A 16,910-nucleotide genomic window follows, 5' to 3' on the forward strand; every position below is an offset into this window, starting at 1 on the left:
CGACTTTATCGATACAATAGTTCCAGCTTGGCAAAAAAATCGTTGAACATAAGCTGAACATCCAGGCTGTCGTAAACCCGAATATTTCTTCCCTTAGGATTGTATTGATATAAACCCTGTTCAGTAATATTTGGCGCATTGATCAACGCGTAATGGCTTGAAGAAGGGTCCGCCTCAAACGAAGACTGCAATGCGGTTAGCAGCACGAGCGGGCTATCTCCCAAAATATACGTTTCCCCAACATTGACATATTTGCTGATTCTGCCCATCAATGCTTCGAGCGCCGTTGTCAGATATTCACCCAGACGGCCCTTAGTTTTGACTTTCACTAACAGTTCGGAATATGGCAAAAGTGCTTGTCTGTAAGCATTTCTGGGGATTTGCCAAAGTGCGATTGACGACTTATTGAACACAACTCTCCCAGCATTGATATCAATCCCCAGGTTGTATTCCAGCGGCGTGAAATTCGGTGGCGGAACAGCGAGCGTAGGATGTTCGGGACCGCCAATCCATATCAGCGTAATGCGCGATGCGATTGCTGGCTCGGTGAGTAAAGCACTTGCAATTTCTGTCAATCCGGCGCCGCAAACAACGTAAAGCGGCAGCTTTGTATCGGTGCGCATTGCTTCGCTAATAATAAAATCAACTGCCTTGCTCTTGACAGGCGTGCTGTCATTAGTCATGCCAACATTGGAACCGGCAATCACCGGAATGCTCCCATCCATATTTAGAATTTTCAGCAACTCCCTCGCTTTGCCGGCAGCATTATCGGCCTGCGTTTTGGAGTTATCAAATCCATCGCCCGGTTTCAGATGAGACCCGATAATCGCTCTAATCTCCGCGGACGGCGAAAGCAACTGGTGCGCAAGCTGAAATAAGCCATCCGGATCCCCGCTAAAATCGTTATCAACGATCACACGCATCCTCGGCTGGACCAGGTTGTTCTTAAACACATTTACTCGCTGCGCCCGGAGCGGAAAGGCAGCAAGGAAGAGAACAATTATAAAAAGAGTGCTGGTAAGGGAGGTCGTGGGATGTTTGGGCATGGTGGATTAAAGTTCTTATTGAGGAATATCAAAAATAATGTACAAATTAATATTTCCTCAGGCAACCTTTCGTTGCTCTTGATTATTCTTACCAACAGAACATTCGCAAGCGACATTGATTACGCTCTCAATTATTCATCAAGCTCAGCAAAAAGACGTCTGTTCTCAGCGAAAGCTTTTTGATGCTTATGGGAAAATATTGCACCGCACGGCCAGAAGATATCTTTCTGATAAGGGAAAAGTAGAAGATAGCGTGTCGAATTCAATCTTTATAGTGCTTGAAAAGATGGGCCGGTGCAAGTTTGAATCGGTGGGAGCTTTTGAAAGCTGGATAAAAAGAATTGTTGTTAACGAGTGCCTCGCAATCATTAAAAAGGGAAAGCCTTTTAAAACATTAGAAGAATATGAAGCAGCAACGTTTCATGTCGATGAAATTATCATTGAAAACCTGACTGCCGATACAATATTGGAAGTTATAGCTGGCTTGCCCATTGGTTACAGAACAGTATTTAACCTGTATGAGATTGAGGGTTATTCCCACGCTGAAATATCCGACATGTTGGGAATTAGCCTAGGGACATCCAAGTCACAGCTTAGCAAAGCCAAAGTAATGTTGCAAAAAAGGATTATTGATTTAGATCCGAGTTATGAAAAACGAAGACTTGTCTTATAAAATCAGAGAACTGCTCGGCACGTCAGATCAAACTGACCCGGATTGGGATCCCGACAAGTTCTGGAATCTATTTGAGGCGCGAAAACGCAGGCGAAAAAGATGGGTTGTGCTTTCTTATTCCATGGCAGCAGTGGTCATTTTTGCAATCTTGCATATCATTGTGACAGGTGAAAGCATTAAAAAATACACTGATATTAATTCCAAAGTAAGCGCCATTCCCCAAAGAAAAACGCCCTCTTTGCCCAACAAACAAATTGGTGAAATTGCAATTGCCAGGACAGAGAATAAGTCTCAGCCTGATGGTTTTAAAATAAGTGGCAAAAAAGACGAATCTCGATTCTCAGGTTCTAATATAAAGTCCAAGAGAGCATTGGCGGACGAGGTTCAGAATTACGTCAATAACACCAAAGACGCATTACGTCAAAGGACTTATGTATCTGACCAGTTGATGAAAGAATTTAACCCTATTTCTAAACTGGAAAATGAAGAAATGCCGTCTCTGCTGCAAATGTTTGAACAGGCCCAGCGGGAGCGAGAGCAGCGAAATCTAAGTGTTCACCTTGACAATCAGGCAAACTACAATAGTTTCTGGCTTACCGTCAATCAGCATTTGTTAGCCAACAAACTTAATAGTGATCAGCTGCATTACGAGCGTTATTAAATTGGCTTCAAATGTGAGCAATCCAAGCATTCACAAATTTGCTTCTTTTCTTTCAAATAAATTCAAATTGTATGAAATGCATGACAATGCTGCGCCTTATTTTCGCGCTGATTTTTATCAATTTCCAAGCTTTCGGCCAGGTAACTGAATCAGTGAAACTACCGAAAATAGGATATACAAATGTCGATATTGTCATAGCACGATTGCCGGAAAGCAAAGCGATGCAAAGTCAACTTGAAATTACTAAGTCTCAGCTTGAAAAAGCGATTGACGAATCAATCAAGGAGTTTCAGGGCAAAGCCGATAATTATCAGAAAACGGCCGGTCAAATGACGGACATTATCCGGGCAGATAAAGAAAAAGAATTGGAAAATTTGCAAACACGCATTCAGGAAATGCGGAGCAAAGCCCAGTATTCCTTGCAAAATAAACAGCAGCAATTAATGGCCCCCATTCAAACAAAAGTCAATGCTGCTATTCAACAAGTTGGTAAAGAGCATGCCTACGTTTATATCATCAACATGGATGGCGGCGAAGGAACCGTTCCTTTCATATTGTTTGCATCTTCGGAAGAAAACAATGTCACAAATCTAATTTTGCAAAAACTAGGTGTCGATCCAAATCAACAAGAAGAGTCTATTAAATCCGAAAAGTCAATTAGCACGCCCACCCCAACAAATCCTCCCAAGCAACCCGCAAATAAAAACAGCAAGCAGTAATCATTCGGTTCAGAAAAATGTGTGGGATTTTGAATATATGGAACACCCATTATAAAATCAGAAAGACATTTCACGCACCAATTAACGCCAACCCAAACCAACTCCTACACCGACGTTTGACGCAAGGTTATTAGGCATTAGCGACGGAGTGTAGCGTATTTTTAGAATATAAATCCATCTTTTAGTCAGCATATTAAAGCGAAAGCCAACCAGACCGGATGGCGTAAGCAGGCGATGATTGTCGTTTCCAGAATATATACCGTTATCGTAGCGATCCACCGCTAAACCTCCTATTCCGGTTTCGAGGTAACTTTCAATTAAATAATTGCCAGGCTGGGGAAAGCAGGAATTACGCTTGTACGCATTTAAAATAAAACAATGCGTTAATGCTGCCGACAGAGTCGGGCTACGAAAATCCTTTTTATTGACAGCCCCGAGTCCGGCCTGAACGACCCAGAACGACTTTTTCAAATAGCCAAATGCTGCTTCTGCAGTAACAGCGCCCTTTGGAGTAATGCCATATAACTCAACACCCAATGCACCCCGCAAACGCGTGTAATACGGTTGCGCGACGGCATGTTGGGAACAGAAAAAGACGATTAGAAAATATCTTAAGAGCACGCATTTGGGTTTGCTTTTAAACGGTTGAAGTGAATGGTCATTATGTCAAAAGCAGCATTAAATGAATTATTCCCCTTCACTCTACCTTCAAAGCCTCGATTGGATTGGCATTTGCGGCTCTGATGGTTTGAATGCTTACGGTAATGGTGCCGGTAAGCAACGCGACGGCGGCTGCCAGGGCGAAAACGGTCCATTGAATGTCTATCCGGTTCGCAAAATCTTGCAGCCATTGATTCATTCCATACCAGGCCAATGGTGAAGCGATCAGCGCGCCGATAAGGATCAAAATGACAAATTCTCGGGAGAGCAGCAGCGCAATTCCTGAAACCGATGCACCTAAAACTTTCCTAATGCCAATCTCCTTCGTGCGCTGTTTGACAATCAATGCGGCCAGACTAAACAGACCCAATGTAGATATAGCAATGGCCAATAATGCAAATAAGCTGAAAGTAGAAGCCAGGCGATTTTCCGAGTCATATAGCTTTTGCAAATTGTCATCTGCAAATGAATAACGGAAAATATGTTCGGGGAAAAACTCTTTCCACGTTTTTTCAATGTAGGCAATACTTTGAGGAATGTTCTGGTTATTCACCCGAATGTAGGTCGTCGTGCTATACCAGGACTGCCTTGGCTTATAAACAAGCAGCGGACTGGCTTCTTTCAATGTTGTAACCTGAAAATCCCTGACCACCCCGACCACCGTCCCTTGTAATGCTCCGAGTTTTATCACCTCATTTACCGGTTTTTTTAAATGCAAAGCCTTCGCAAGACTTTGTGTTATAATGATCGGTTTTTGATAAAGCAGTTCGTCCGAATGTTTGTCAGTTGAAGCCGAATAAAGGGAATCATAATTCGCAAGATCACTTGGAAATTTGTTTGAAAAATTTCTGCCGCTTTCAACCTTAATCCCCATTGTTTCCAAAAAATCCATGTCTGCATAAATAAACCCGAATTCCAAACGGCGCGTGCTGTCGTCAGGATCTGACATACTGGATTTGTTTCCTATCGCATCGCCCAAATCGAGCTCTGCGAGACTCGCAGCTGTAATATTCGGATGATTGAGCAATTTTGTTTTGAATGCCTCGGGCTTGTAATCAAGATAAATGGATGGGAGAATAATTAAATGATCTTTATCAAACCCCAACGGTCGGTTATGAAACAAGTGAAGCTGTTGCCAGACAATGATCGTGGCAACAATCAGCGTAATTGAAATACTGAATTGGAATACAATTAAAACCTTCCTGAAACTGAAATTGATTTTCAAACCGCCGTTCTTGTCTTTCAAAATACCGGCAGGCTGCATTCGGCTCAAAAACAGCGCAGGATAAGCGCCCGACAGTAATCCGGCCCCGAATGCAATGCTGAGAAACAATGAGATATTTTGAAATTCAAAAAGGCTGCTGATGGGCAAGTTAACCTGCAACATTTCGTTAAAAACGGGCAGCACGAGAATTGAAATTGCAACGGCTAAGACGTTGGCGAAAACGAAAAATAGGAACGATTCGCCAATAAACTGAAACGCAAGCTGCATTCGTCCACTTCCCAAAGTTTTCCTAATGCCAACCTCCTTGACACGCTGCAATGCCTGTGCAGTGGTCAAATTGACGTAGTTGATACAGCCAATAAGCAAGATTAGCAGCGCTGCGGTGCCCAGGATGTAGATATAGCGAATGTCGCTCAGATTCAGGTTGGAGCCGGAAATTTTGCCCGCGCGTAAATGAATGTCAGTCACCGGCAATAGCTGGATGTGGGTGTTTTTTCCAAGTTTGTACTTTGCGAGAGCAACCTGCATTCTCGCTTCAACCTTGGCAACATCCGCATTGGGCTTGAAGCGAACATATTGTGGTATAGCTGAATAGCCCTTAAAATCAAGCGATTTTTCGGTAACCGGATGTGAAGAAATGATGTCAGCAGTGAAATGCGTGTTTGCAGGAATGTTTTGAACAACTGCTGTCACCGTGTAATAAGTGATGGCGCCCTGGGGAGATTTTCTGCTCAATATTTTGCCGATTGCATCTGCATTCGGAAACAGTTTTTCCGCCGTCTGTTCGCTCAGCACAACGCTGGACTCATCTTTCAATGCCAAAGCCTTATTTCCCTTAATGAAGGGCAAATCAAAAACGTCAAAGAAATTGGGATTTACAACAATGTAATTCAGCTCCACCGGCTTGTTATTGACCAGATATGTCGATTTGTAGGGATACAAAACGGTTGATGATTCAACTTCGAAAAACTCCACAGCCAATGTCTTTCCGAGCGGCTCCGGCGTTTGCATAGTCCTTTCAATCGGATCAGTCGCCCGCGACTCCATCACAAGCTGATATATCCGGTCCGAATGCGGAAAATGTTTGTCAAAAGAAAGCTCATAGCCAATGTAGGCAATGATCAGCATCACACTCGATAAGCCAACGGCCAGCCCCGAAAGATTAATAAAAGAATAAAGACGCCCCTTCCTGAAATTGCGGTAACCGATGAGGAAATAATTTTTGATCATAGCGCAAACATTTTGATTCTCTTAAAAACGCGACCGTGCAAGCAACTTACTAATGTAATTAAACAATTCGCATGAATAGTCAGCAATCCAATTTCAATTATCCTCATCGAAAACTGTCCATAACCGAACGCCGACATGTGCGCTATCGAACGGCTATTGATCGCGGATTGCCTTCGATTCCTTGCCAGGGCACTTTGCAATTATGGTAAGGTATTTATTAAACATTTACATATTCAATGCATGAGATGAAACGAACTTGATTCGGGTGCATTTGAAGAAATTCTTCCAGAAATATCCACGAAAAAGCCTAACTGATATGCTCCAAAACTACATGAAGATTGCCTTTCGCAACCTCTCGAAAAACAGCACTTATTCAGCAATTAACATTGTAGGCTTGTCTGTCGGAATGACGACGGCGATACTAATCAGTTTGTGGATGTGGGATGAGCTTTCCTATAACAAATATCACCGGCATTACGACCGCATTGGGCGGGTTATGCAGCACCAAACCTATAACGGAATCACCAGCACGACCGTCGCGACTCCCCTCCCCATGCGGGCGGCTTTACAAAATGAACATGCAAGCGAATTCACACATATTGCATCTTCCTCATGGACAGAAGACCATATTTTATCATTCGGCGAGACACAAATTTCCAGGAAAGGCAATTGTGTCGAGCCGGCTTTTCCCTCCATGATGTCACTGCGGATCGTGAAGGGCGTGGCAACCGGGCTCGATAATCCTACTGCTGCCCTACTCTCGGAATCGGTTGCCAACGCATTATTTGGTGATCAAGATCCAATCAATAAGACCATTAAAGTGGATAATAAAAACTACTTTAAAGTGACGGGCGTTTACGAAGATATTCCATATAGCGCAGAATTTCGGGAAGTGACTTTTCTGCTGCCGTGGAGCTATTTTTTGAAGGAAGAACCCTGGGTAAAGCGCTCAGAGACGAACTGGGGGAACAATTCCTTTTTATTACTGGTTCAAATTGCGCCTAACACCAGTTTTGAAAAGGTGAGCGCCAAGATCGAAAACATAAAGTCGCGCCATGCCAAAGAGGAAGCAAGGTTCAATCCCAAGGCATTTCTTCACCCCATGAGCCGCTGGCATTTATATTCCGAATGGGATAACGGCGTGCCAGTCCGGGGACGGATCCAGTTCGTTTGGTTATTTGGCATTATTGGCGCATTTGTGCTGCTGCTAGCCTGCATTAATTTTATGAACTTGTCTACGGCGCGGTCGCAAAAACGAGCCAAAGAAGTCGGCATTCGTAAAGCGGTTGGCTCGCTGCGCAGTCAGCTGATCACGCAGTTTTTTGGTGAATCGATCATGGTTTCAATGTTTGCTTTTGTAACTGCATTGCTACTTGTACAATTGTTACTTCCATGGTTTAACCAGCTGGCTGACAAGCAAATCAGCTTCCCTTGGGACAATGAAATAAGCTGGCTTGCAGGCTTGGGCTTTACGTTGGTCACTGGCCTGCTGGCTGGCAGTTATCCGGCTATTTATTTATCACGCTTCCGGCCGGTGACAGTGCTTAAAGCCGCCGGGTCTTCGCTTCAAATACATGCCGGGCGGTTCGCTGCCCTGCCACGACAAACGCTGGTCATCATTCAGTTTACCGTGTCGATCACCCTGGTCATCGGCACATTGGTTGTGCTTCGACAAATCCAGCATGCCAAAAACCGGCCCGTGGGCTTTGACCGTGCAGGACTAATGACTGTTGCAATGAACACGGCTGATCTGCGCGCACATGCGAAGGCGCTTCGTCAGGATTTGCTTGAAACGGGCGCCGCATTAAATATGGCCCAGTCTTCAAGTCCGACTTCCGAAGTGTGGAGCAGCGACGCCAGTTTCAGCTGGCCTGGAAAAGACCCCGACCAGCTCGGCGACCTCGGGACCGTAGGCGTCACTCATGAATATGGAAAGACCGTCAGCTGGCAAATCAAACAGGGCCGTGATTTTTCGCGCAAGTTTTCCAGCGATCGCCTGGGAATGGTGATTAATGAAAGTGCCGCCAATTTTATGGGACTTAAAGACGCCATCGGCACGCCCGTTCAATGGAATGGCGATCAATATACGATCATTGGAATGATCAACGATGTGGTTACGGGATCGCCCTTTATGCCCATTCAGCCTACCGTTTTTATGTTGAAAGAAGACTGGGCTTCATTTATCCATATTCGATTGAATCCGAATTTGAGCGCGAAACAAGCTCTTGCAAAGCTTGAACCCGTTTTTAAGAAATACAATCCCGGAAGTCCATTTGAATACAAGTTTGCCAGCGAAGAATATGACCGAAAGTTTCAAGCTGAGGAACGGATCGGTCAGCTTTCGGCCACATTTGCTTCGCTGGCAATTTTTATCAGTTGCCTAGGTCTGTTTGGCTTAGCGACTTTTTTTGCCGAACAGCGTCAGAAGGAGATCGGCATTCGCAAAGTCCTCGGCGCTTCAATCACACAACTGTGGCAAATGCTTGCAAAAGATTTTGTAATCCTCGTTTTGATCGCCTGCGTCGCAGCCACCCCTATCGCTTATTATCTGATGCATGATTGGCTGCAACATTACACATACCGAACTGCGCTTTCGTGGTGGATTTTCGCTGCGGCAATCTTCACTGCACTCATGATCACTTTAATCACTGTCAGTTTTCAGGCCATTAAAGCTGCATTGCTGAATCCTGTGAAAAGCTTGCAAAACGAATAGTGTTTTTAGAACCGCACTCATTATGGCGCAATCACAAATGTTACTGTCGCCTGCTGGTCGCCCGCGATGACTTTGGCCAGATACAATCCTGCTTCAAGCGTGGACATTTGTGCGAGCGGGATCTGATTATCAGAAGTCAGTTTCAGCGATTGACCCTGGTGCATCAGTAATCCCGACTGGTTATAAATCGCGACATTAACCTCATTGCTTTTTGCACCATTAACCTTCAAAAACATACTTTGCTGACTTCCCGGATTTGGAACGGCAACCACCGAAAATTGCTCTTTAAAACCCTGGACAGCGATAATGCGCGAATATTCGTAAGTGCCGTCGAAATCGAGTTGTTTCAGCCGGTAATAAGTAACATTGGTTTCGGCATTGATATCTGTGAGTTTGTAGTCCCTGGATTTATTGGAATCGCCCGCGCCATCCACAAATGCGATCTTCTCAAAATTCCGAATCGATTCTGATGACCTTTCTACATCAAATCCCTGATTATTCGTCTCGGAAGATGTTTCCCAAGCCAGGTTCACGTGGCCCGCGTCGATCCGGCTGCCATGGAAAGAAATGAGCGTAACAGGCATGGGATTGCCATTGCACAGATAGCCATTTCCACAATCCGCAACAGTGCGCTGGGCAGCTTGTGACCGGGAAGGGCCGCTTTTGGCACCATACTTTTGATCCATATAACCGGCGGTGCCGCTCGCCCGCAACGCTTCAACTTTGAGCTGAACGGGCGACTTATATCGGACGACCTTGCTCTGATATGACGCGGAATCACCAGCAGGTAACTGTGCGCCATACACGCAGGCGACGGAATAACAGAGCGCCACCAGCAATGCCGCGTAAAACTTAATTAACGGAGATCCAGCCATATCACAATGTGCTTGAATTGGTTGCGGCATTCCAGGAAAAGGAACCGACTTTTAATCCTTGGTAGTTAATTTGAATGGTTTCGACAACCGTCGGACAGCTGGGGCATCCCTCTGCACTTGCCTGTTCGTAAGAGTTGATCTTCACTGCCCTCAGGAGATAGCTTAGCACCAGCGATGAACCATTGTAAAACCGGATTTCAGCCTCCATGACCACTTTCCCCGAAGCCACGAATTGCATAATCTCCGTGCTGGATGCATCGAAATTTTTTGTAATAGTAAATGGAAGAAAATGCGTTTTGCCGCCTGCATCGTTATACATGCCGCCTGCCTCGCTGGTCAGCTTTACTTCGTCAACGTGAGCGCCGGTGCCTTTTCCTTGCGTTATGGAAGAAGAATAGAAGTAAATCTCCTGTGCCTGGCTCGTTACTGAAATCAATGATAAAAAGAATAAAAGCAGGTAAACGTGATTTGTTTTCATAAAATTTAGAGATTGTTTTGTGAGTAAAAATCTTTGTATTAAATGTGAGAGATTGAAGCAATCCTGCACAACTGTGGTAAAATTGATCGACAAAAAGGCCCTCATCAAAAAAATCAAATTCAGTTGCTGAATTTGAATGATTAATCCCGCTGATTTTGGCATGAACCGTTTTGAATCAGTTGGCGTATGCTGCTGAGCGTCAACGAGCCGCATGTTTGTAAAAGCAATGATCCGGTGAGGCTCTTTTACGATTGAATGCCGATTTCCTACCCTTCGATCCTTGAATTGCTCAATTGAAATCACTTTTTTTGATAATCTGCTTTAATGACGCCACATTACGATCAAATCAGAAGATCAAAAACTTACGACAACATTAGATTTGACACCGCACATTGATGAACGCGCTCATTATTGAAGACGAAAAATTGGTTGCCCTTGAACTGGCCGCCAGCATTGCCGAAGTAAATTCCGATATCAAGATCATTGGAACTGTGGGCAGTGTAAAAACAGCATTGCGCTGGTTTGAAGAGAATGCTGAGCCGGACCTGATCTTCGCGGATGTCCAACTGGCGGATGGCGTCAGTTTCAGGATCTTTGAGCAATTCAACCTTTCCTGTCCCGTCATTTTTACGACTGCTTACAACGAATACGCCATTCAGGCCTTTAAGGTGAATGGGATCGATTATTTGCTTAAACCTGTCGATTGGGACGAGCTCAGGAAAGCCATAACCAAGGCTCAATCCCTCATTAAATCGAAAGTGAACCTACCCTTTGACGTTACCAAGTTACTCGGTTTACTGAATGTGCAAGGCGTGACAAAACCGACTTTTAAAGAGCATTTTTTGGGAAAAGCCCGCAACAGTTTGATCCCGGTCCAGGTTACCGACATCGCTTGCTTCATACGGGATCAGGTGAATTTTTTGGTCAATAATGCCGGAGAGCGTTTTGTGGTGGACTATGAAACAATGGATGAAATTGAGCTGCTGCTTGACCCCGATCAATTTTACCGCGCCAATCGGCAATGCATCATCAGCATTGGTGCCGTTAAACAAGTCAAAGGCATGGCCAATTTGAAATTAAGCGTGGGGTTGAAAGAGCCTAACCACCGGTTCAATGTAGAAATCAGCCGGGACAAGGCGCCAGCATTTAAGAAATGGCTGGAAAAATAAAGCATTCATTTACAGGTCTTTTGACAATTTACCTGCTTTGCCTGGCACATTGGATCTGCGCGCAGTCACGCGACGCACAATTTGAATTTCGCCACATTCAGCAAAAAGACGGCTTGTCTTTCAACCAGGTCAGCTGTTTTTTACAGGATCGCGACGGATTTTTGTGGGTCGGCACATTTGATGGACTCAATCGTTACGATGGCAGCCATTTCGTGCGTTTCAAAAACCGGCGAAGCAATACAAACTCATTGTTACACAATACTATACACGCACTTTGTGAAGACCAGGCGGGCAACATATGGATGGCGGTTGAAAGGGGGATCGGCTTTTATGAAAAGAAAACCGGTCGTTTCAGGAGTTTTACTTCCGTGAATGGCAGAGAACTGGGTTTATGTACAAACATCCTTTCCGATCGCAACGGCGACATCTGGTTCACCAGCTATTATGCAGGTTTATATTGCTATCGCATTAAAACAGGCATTTTTGAATGGTTCTCATTCTCAGCCCAGGACACGCCTCAGACGGTTTCCACAAGGATTGCCGTTCAGGGACTGGTTCAAGATCCGCAACGCAATGGACTCTGGCTTGCCGATAAAAAAGAAGGTTTGCGCTATTTTGATATGGCGCTCCGAACATTCACCGACTATCCGAACGATAACCAGCTCAGGAATTATCAAGGCCATTTCATCACTTCCCTCGCCCGAGACGGCAACCGGCTCGTTTTTGCTGATGCAACTGAAAAGCACATTGTTATCTATGATTTGATCAATCGAACGGCGATTAAAAAGATAACACCGGTCAGCAACATCAAAGCCGATCCTTTTGACATTGCCACAATCTTTGTAGACCGGCAGCATAACCTTTGGATCAGCTCCTGGAACAACACAAACTTTTTCGCCAATGCTGCCGCCGGATATCGGATATCGGAGCTGGAACATAAAGAAGCCAACCACTTATCCATTGCCGGAAGCTTCTTTCGAGCAGGTTGGCAACATCCCGATGGTTCGGTCTGGCTGGCGACCGTCAATGGCATTTCGTTGACGAATCCGAAACAGGCTTTTTACACCGTTTACAATCTGGGAGAACTGCTTCCCTCGCTGAATGACCGACTGGGCATCGTCGCATTTCATGAAGATCGGGACGGTTCATGGTGGCTCGGGACGTCGAACCGTCAACTCGCACATTATGACCCTAAATCAAATCGGCTGGACATTTACGATTTACCCAAAACCAGCCGGCTTGACACTTATGTGAGGGTGATCGAAAAAATACTGCCTTACGACAATGACCTGTTTATCGGCACATTAAATGCCATTTATCGTTTTGATAAAAAAAATAAAACCTTCAAGACCATCTCGGCTCCCTATCCCCAGGTGAAGGCGAACCATATGCTTGGCTTTGTTATGAAAGGCGACGAGCTGTGGGTTTCGGGAAAGAGCCGGGCGGTGCATTGCTATCAGGTCCGGACGGGCAAATGGCGCAGTTACCCGATCCAGCAGGCCAATGATGACCCAAAATTTGTGGTGCGCTACGTGCTCGCTGATCGCAACGGAGACATCTGGATCCACATGTTTCCGTTCGGATTTGCGCGGTTGTCCAAAGAAACGGGTGAATTTATAAGCGCGCAGTCGGCTGCGGATTTGAATTATAACCCGACCATTGCCAATACAATTGCATCCTGCATGCTTGACAGTTCGGGCACATTCTGGATGGCCTCCAATGGGCATGGCCTGCTTCGTTTTGACCCTAGCGCAAAACGTTTTGAGCGCTTTACAGAAAGTGATGGTTTGGCCTATGATCACAATCAGGATGCCCTTCCTGATCATTCGGGCAACATTTGGGTGGGCGCATTCAATCAGTTTTCCGTTTATTCACCGCGAAAAAAGCAGTTTATTCAATTTGCCTTGCCATTTAATGAATCCGACATTCTTTATGAAAACCGACTTTATCTTTTAAATAGCGGGCATGTTTTAAGCGCTTTACGGGGTTATCTGGTCGAATTTTCCCCGGAAAAGGTGTTTTCAAAACCCTCAAAAGTCAGTGAGAAGATCTTGATTAGTCAGGTCAGTATCGGTGACACTTCCTATTTACTGCATGGCCAAAAACCGGCTTTGAACCTCAATTCAGATGATAACAGCTTTGCAATCCAATTTGCCGCGCTAGCACCAGCATCCGGACCATCGCTTCAATATCATTATCGATTAAATGGTTATGATGACTGGAAACTGGCCGGAACAGAGACGAGCGTGGTTTACAACAAAATAAGCGGCGGCAATTACAAATTTCAGGTTAAAGCAATCACTGCCAGCGGTTATCAGACCCCCATTAGCGAGTTGGTCATTCACATTGACGCACCTTTTTATGAAACCACATGGTTCTGGACCGTTATTCTGATCCTCATATTTGTGCTTGCGTGGGTATTTTTCAAATACAAAGCCCGCCAGACTGCCCGGGTGCACCGCCTGCAAGTCCAGACGACAAGATTGGAGCGGGATATGAAGGAAATTCAGTATCAAAATTTGATTAATCACCTCAATCCACACTTCCTATTTAATAGTCTGACTTCGCTAAACAGCCTCATCACCATCAATCCCAGGGAAGCGTCCAAGTTTTTACGAAAGCTGTCGATCATTTACCGCTATATCCTGCAAAACAAGGACAAGGAACTGGTGACACTGGCAGATGAATTGCAGTTTGCCCAGCATTACATCGACCTGCAAACCTCTCGCTTTGAAGATGCATTGAAAATCAGCATCCAGGTGTCGCCCGAATATTTGTCGTTCCGCATTGTGCCGGTTACGATTCAGAACCTGCTTGAAAACGCGATCAAGCACAATACGCTCGACGAAGAAAGTCCGCTTAACATCCGGATTTACACCGAGCAGGAAAGGCTTTGCGTTGCAAACGATTTGCAGAAAAAAAGCTTCGTTGAAACCTCTAACAAGCAGGGCCTGGACAGCCTCAAATCGCTGTATAAATTTCTCAGCAAACACGACATTGAAGTGGTTGAGACGGCGACGCAATTCTGCGTAAAAGTCCCGCTTCTTTAACAGCGCGACCATCCTCCATTGAGCCTATTACGCTATCCCTGATGAATGTCAGCGGTCTGATAATGCACTTCCAATGAATGTGAATTATACAAATCGGGCGATGGCCGAAAACGTCTGATCAGCCGTCGATAGCCATTGGTTTTGGAATTTGTGCGACTCGTAGGCTTTTATTTTAAAGCTGTGAGCATGGGCTTCAAATTGCGCCAGATTTAATCAGCAAAACATTTAGCTTAATGCATATCACAGTCGCAATGCTCGGACTTGTCTTCATGATGTCCTGCTCGAATTCCGAACACATAAGCCAGGCTTTGCCGGCTGGCGTGGAAAGGATCAACTTCACAAATTCAACTTATCCCAGGCAAGAAGGGCAGTTCACGATGGTCACTTACAACATCGCGGGTTTGCCTGCCATTATTTCGAGTGCGCAAACGGAGAGACCTTCGAGTATTTCAGAGATTGGACAAAGATTGAACCGTTTTGAAATTGTCCATGTGCAGGAAGATTTCAACTATCACAATCAGCTTGTCAGTGATGGAAACAACCATTTATTCAAAAGCAGCCCAAAAGGAAGAATTCCGTTTGGCGATGGCCTGAACACGCTTTCCAACTATCCAATTCACGATTTGACCCGGATTCCATGGGACGATTGTGCGGGTGCCGATTGCCTGACTCCAAAAGGCTTTACATACAGCAAGATTGAAGTGGCTCCTCACGTGTTTGTTGACTTTTATAATGTGCACGCAAATGCTTACAACAACCTACGCGCTGCCGCTGCAAGACGGCGCAACATGGAACAGCTTTCCAATTACATTGCCGCGCACTCCGGCAAAAATGCAGTGATCGTCATGGGCGATCTGAACGGGCATTATAGTTATGCATATGACAACATTCAGCTGCTCAATACAAGAAATGGATTGCAAGATGTCTGGGTGGACAAGGTTTGCAAAAGCAATTACCCGGTCCAGTCAGACCAGGAGCCTATGAGTAACATTCTCTCCCTGGGTGAAATGAACGAAACGATTGATAAAATACTTTACCGAAGCAGCGAAACCATAGAACTGACGCCACTCTCCTATCATTTTGAAAATCAAATTTTTAATGATGCGCAAGGGCGACCGTTATCCGATCACCATCCAGTGAGCGCACGCTTTGAATGGCGCATGGCTCCTGATTGTTGCCAGGATGGACGGGAATGAATGTCAGGCAAGTGCGCGCTGCCTTTTTTGACATTAACCGACAAATCGATATGCAAAAGCGCCTTCGCGCAGCCTCACATTGTGATCCAAAAAAGCTTTTAATCCGGCCAGGAAATAGGACCAGCCTTCTGTTTGCCCGATCGCCCAGGATATGCCTGCCTCATTCCTGGCGGGCTCATGCTCCACTATTTTAACGACTGTATCCTTTTTAAATGCTTCGAGCGCGATTTCAACAAGTGCTTTTTGATCTCCCTGTCCCCAGATGAAATGTATTTGTTTAAACTTTTCTGTCTTGACAATTTCGACCGGAAATTCCATATCGAACTCTGGAAAGCGCCATATAACCGTTTGCCCTTCCTCCATGATCCCACTTCCTTTTGAGATAAAATAGTTGGACATCAACGCAGGATCAACAATTGCTTCGTAAACCGCCTGAGGACTTTTTTGTATCTGGATTGATGCTCTTGCAGTCAGTTTTGCGGTTTCCATATCAGCATTTTTTCAAAAGTTAGTAAAATACCCCAATCTGACACCCTATTTCCCAGAAAGACATTGATTTTGGACAAAAGCACATCATCGCCGCTTAATCCACGGCTTTGCTTAAATGGCTCGGCAACTTGTTGGTTAACCACAACACAAACATTGCATTGAAAACCAATGTCAGCGGGATCACAGAAATGTTTTTAAGAAACAAGATGATGGTCCATTCAGATGCATTGACATTGATAATCCCACGCTTTTGCAAACTGACATACATGCAAGTCTCATAGGCAATGTGGTCAATAAATAAGTTGATCAAAAATGACATCGCAAGAAGCGCTGCCATATTCCAAAGCAGTTTTTTCCAATGTGTTTTTAGCTTATGCCATGCGATTTGTCGTTTGCTGAGGCCACCCGATTTCTGCAAAAGCGCTGCACTGATTCGTTTCACGCCACTTTTAAAATTGTTCAGCCCAAGTGCAAAAACGAAAGTCAGTAACCGCGCCGACTGGATGATAACTTCAAGGGAAACGTCCAGCCAGGCTGGAATTTCGCCAAAAGCCCTTAATTGCGCGGCCCTCCCAAGTCCGGCTACCAGTCCAAGCAGCAGGATGGTGAGAAAGTTGCGTTTCAAAAACAGCAGTGAATCCTTTGTCCAGTCAAAAGTGGAATTTATATGTAAGATGTTCCTCATAGCAGAATGCGGTTAAAGCTGAATTATAAGGTCAGAAGAAA

14 protein-coding genes are annotated in these 16,910 nt (G+C 45.0%); 7 read left to right on the plus strand and 7 right to left on the minus strand.

What is annotated here, in order from left to right:
• Nucleotides 1-5: 5 nt before the first annotated feature.
• Nucleotides 6-1,046 carry a nucleoside hydrolase gene (locus LZG73_RS17345; RefSeq protein ID WP_233852859.1) on the minus strand — a complete coding sequence of 347 codons (1,041 nt, stop codon included), beginning with the start codon at nucleotides 1,044-1,046 and terminating at the stop codon, nucleotides 6-8.
• Nucleotides 1,047-1,161: 115 nt separating this feature from the next.
• On the opposite strand from LZG73_RS17345, the gene LZG73_RS17350 reads away from it, so the two are divergent.
• The 3 genes from LZG73_RS17350 (at nucleotide 1,162) to LZG73_RS17360 (ending at nucleotide 3,099) form a co-directional block, all read left to right on the plus strand.
• Entirely contained in the window at nucleotides 1,162-1,719 is a 558-nt protein-coding gene (locus LZG73_RS17350; RefSeq protein ID WP_233852861.1) for an RNA polymerase sigma factor, read from the plus strand.
• The gene (locus LZG73_RS17355) at nucleotides 1,694-2,380 is read left to right on the plus strand and encodes a hypothetical protein (RefSeq protein ID WP_233852862.1); all 687 of its coding nucleotides are present in this window, start codon (nucleotides 1,694-1,696) and stop codon (nucleotides 2,378-2,380) included. Before LZG73_RS17350 ends, LZG73_RS17355 begins: the two co-directional genes overlap by 26 nt.
• Nucleotides 2,381-2,466: 86 nt before the next feature.
• On the plus strand, nucleotides 2,467-3,099 hold the full coding sequence (locus LZG73_RS17360; protein ID WP_233852864.1) for an OmpH family outer membrane protein: 633 nt from the start codon (nucleotides 2,467-2,469) through the stop codon (nucleotides 3,097-3,099).
• An 81-nt stretch (nucleotides 3,100-3,180) separates the two neighbouring features.
• Here LZG73_RS17360 and LZG73_RS17365 read toward each other — a convergent pair whose 3' ends face one another.
• Together LZG73_RS17365 and LZG73_RS17370 are read right to left on the minus strand one after the other, a co-directional pair.
• Complete coding sequence (locus LZG73_RS17365; RefSeq protein ID WP_233852866.1) at nucleotides 3,181-3,720, minus strand: hypothetical protein; 540 nt, start codon at nucleotides 3,718-3,720, stop codon at nucleotides 3,181-3,183.
• A gap of 76 nt (nucleotides 3,721-3,796) precedes the next feature.
• Nucleotides 3,797-6,214 carry an ABC transporter permease gene (locus LZG73_RS17370; RefSeq protein WP_233852869.1) on the minus strand — a complete coding sequence of 806 codons (2,418 nt, stop codon included), beginning with the start codon at nucleotides 6,212-6,214 and terminating at the stop codon, nucleotides 3,797-3,799.
• A gap of 316 nt (nucleotides 6,215-6,530) precedes the next feature.
• Here LZG73_RS17370 and LZG73_RS17375 point away from each other — a divergent pair, with 316 nt between their 5' ends.
• Nucleotides 6,531-8,927, plus strand: coding sequence for an ABC transporter permease (locus tag LZG73_RS17375; RefSeq protein WP_233852874.1), 2,397 nt, complete (start codon nucleotides 6,531-6,533; stop codon nucleotides 8,925-8,927).
• Nucleotides 8,928-8,947: 20 nt separating this feature from the next.
• Here the strand turns inward: LZG73_RS17375 and LZG73_RS17380 are convergent, their stop codons facing one another.
• Entirely contained in the window at nucleotides 8,948-9,802 is an 855-nt protein-coding gene (locus tag LZG73_RS17380) for a T9SS type A sorting domain-containing protein (protein ID WP_233852876.1), read from the minus strand.
• Nucleotide 9,803: 1 nt separating this feature from the next.
• A complete protein-coding gene (locus tag LZG73_RS17385) occupies nucleotides 9,804-10,280 on the minus strand; it encodes a type VI secretion system tube protein Hcp (protein WP_233852877.1) in 477 nt (158 codons plus the stop codon).
• A 395-nt stretch (nucleotides 10,281-10,675) separates the two neighbouring features.
• On the opposite strand from LZG73_RS17385, the gene LZG73_RS17390 reads away from it, so the two are divergent.
• The 3 genes from LZG73_RS17390 to LZG73_RS17400 all read left to right on the plus strand — a co-directional run bounded on the left by LZG73_RS17390 (nucleotide 10,676) and on the right by LZG73_RS17400 (nucleotide 15,695).
• Entirely contained in the window at nucleotides 10,676-11,449 is a 774-nt protein-coding gene (locus tag LZG73_RS17390) for a LytTR family DNA-binding domain-containing protein (RefSeq protein WP_233852879.1), read from the plus strand.
• Nucleotides 11,434-14,499, plus strand: a complete 3,066-nt coding sequence (locus LZG73_RS17395) for a two-component regulator propeller domain-containing protein (protein ID WP_233852884.1) — start codon at nucleotides 11,434-11,436, stop codon at nucleotides 14,497-14,499. Before LZG73_RS17390 ends, LZG73_RS17395 begins: the two co-directional genes overlap by 16 nt.
• A 233-nt stretch (nucleotides 14,500-14,732) precedes the next feature.
• Nucleotides 14,733-15,695 carry an endonuclease gene (locus LZG73_RS17400; RefSeq protein ID WP_233852886.1) on the plus strand — a complete coding sequence of 321 codons (963 nt, stop codon included), beginning with the start codon at nucleotides 14,733-14,735 and terminating at the stop codon, nucleotides 15,693-15,695.
• A 33-nt stretch (nucleotides 15,696-15,728) separates the two neighbouring features.
• On the opposite strand, the gene LZG73_RS17405 is transcribed toward LZG73_RS17400, so the two are convergent.
• Together LZG73_RS17405 and LZG73_RS17410 are read right to left on the minus strand one after the other, a co-directional pair.
• Nucleotides 15,729-16,184: an SRPBCC domain-containing protein gene (locus LZG73_RS17405; RefSeq protein ID WP_233852890.1), complete on the minus strand. Its 456-nt coding sequence runs from the start codon at nucleotides 16,182-16,184 to the stop codon at nucleotides 15,729-15,731.
• A 94-nt stretch (nucleotides 16,185-16,278) separates the two neighbouring features.
• Nucleotides 16,279-16,869, minus strand: coding sequence for a hypothetical protein (locus tag LZG73_RS17410; protein WP_233852891.1), 591 nt, complete (start codon nucleotides 16,867-16,869; stop codon nucleotides 16,279-16,281).
• Nucleotides 16,870-16,910 lie beyond the last annotated feature (41 nt).

Origin of the sequence: Dyadobacter sp. CY326 (genome assembly GCF_021390515.1) — a bacterium.
Classification (GTDB): Bacteria; Bacteroidota; Bacteroidia; order Cytophagales; family Spirosomataceae; genus Dyadobacter.

Coding starts and splice junctions, on each gene's coding strand:
- LZG73_RS17345 (WP_233852859.1), bottom strand. CDS start 1,046: ATGCCCAAACATCCCACGACCTCCCTTACCAGCACTCTTTTTATAATT.
- LZG73_RS17355 (WP_233852862.1), top strand. CDS start 1,694: ATGAAAAACGAAGACTTGTCTTATAAAATCAGAGAACTGCTCGGCACG.
- LZG73_RS17360 (WP_233852864.1), top strand. CDS start 2,467: ATGCTGCGCCTTATTTTCGCGCTGATTTTTATCAATTTCCAAGCTTTC.
- LZG73_RS17370 (WP_233852869.1), bottom strand. CDS start 6,214: ATGATCAAAAATTATTTCCTCATCGGTTACCGCAATTTCAGGAAGGGG.
- LZG73_RS17375 (WP_233852874.1), top strand. CDS start 6,531: ATGCTCCAAAACTACATGAAGATTGCCTTTCGCAACCTCTCGAAAAAC.
- LZG73_RS17380 (WP_233852876.1), bottom strand. CDS start 9,802: ATGGCTGGATCTCCGTTAATTAAGTTTTACGCGGCATTGCTGGTGGCG.
- LZG73_RS17385 (WP_233852877.1), bottom strand. CDS start 10,280: ATGAAAACAAATCACGTTTACCTGCTTTTATTCTTTTTATCATTGATT.
- LZG73_RS17390 (WP_233852879.1), top strand. CDS start 10,676: ATGAACGCGCTCATTATTGAAGACGAAAAATTGGTTGCCCTTGAACTG.
- LZG73_RS17395 (WP_233852884.1), top strand. CDS start 11,434: ATGGCTGGAAAAATAAAGCATTCATTTACAGGTCTTTTGACAATTTAC.
- LZG73_RS17400 (WP_233852886.1), top strand. CDS start 14,733: ATGCATATCACAGTCGCAATGCTCGGACTTGTCTTCATGATGTCCTGC.
- LZG73_RS17405 (WP_233852890.1), bottom strand. CDS start 16,184: ATGGAAACCGCAAAACTGACTGCAAGAGCATCAATCCAGATACAAAAA.
- LZG73_RS17410 (WP_233852891.1), bottom strand. CDS start 16,869: ATGAGGAACATCTTACATATAAATTCCACTTTTGACTGGACAAAGGAT.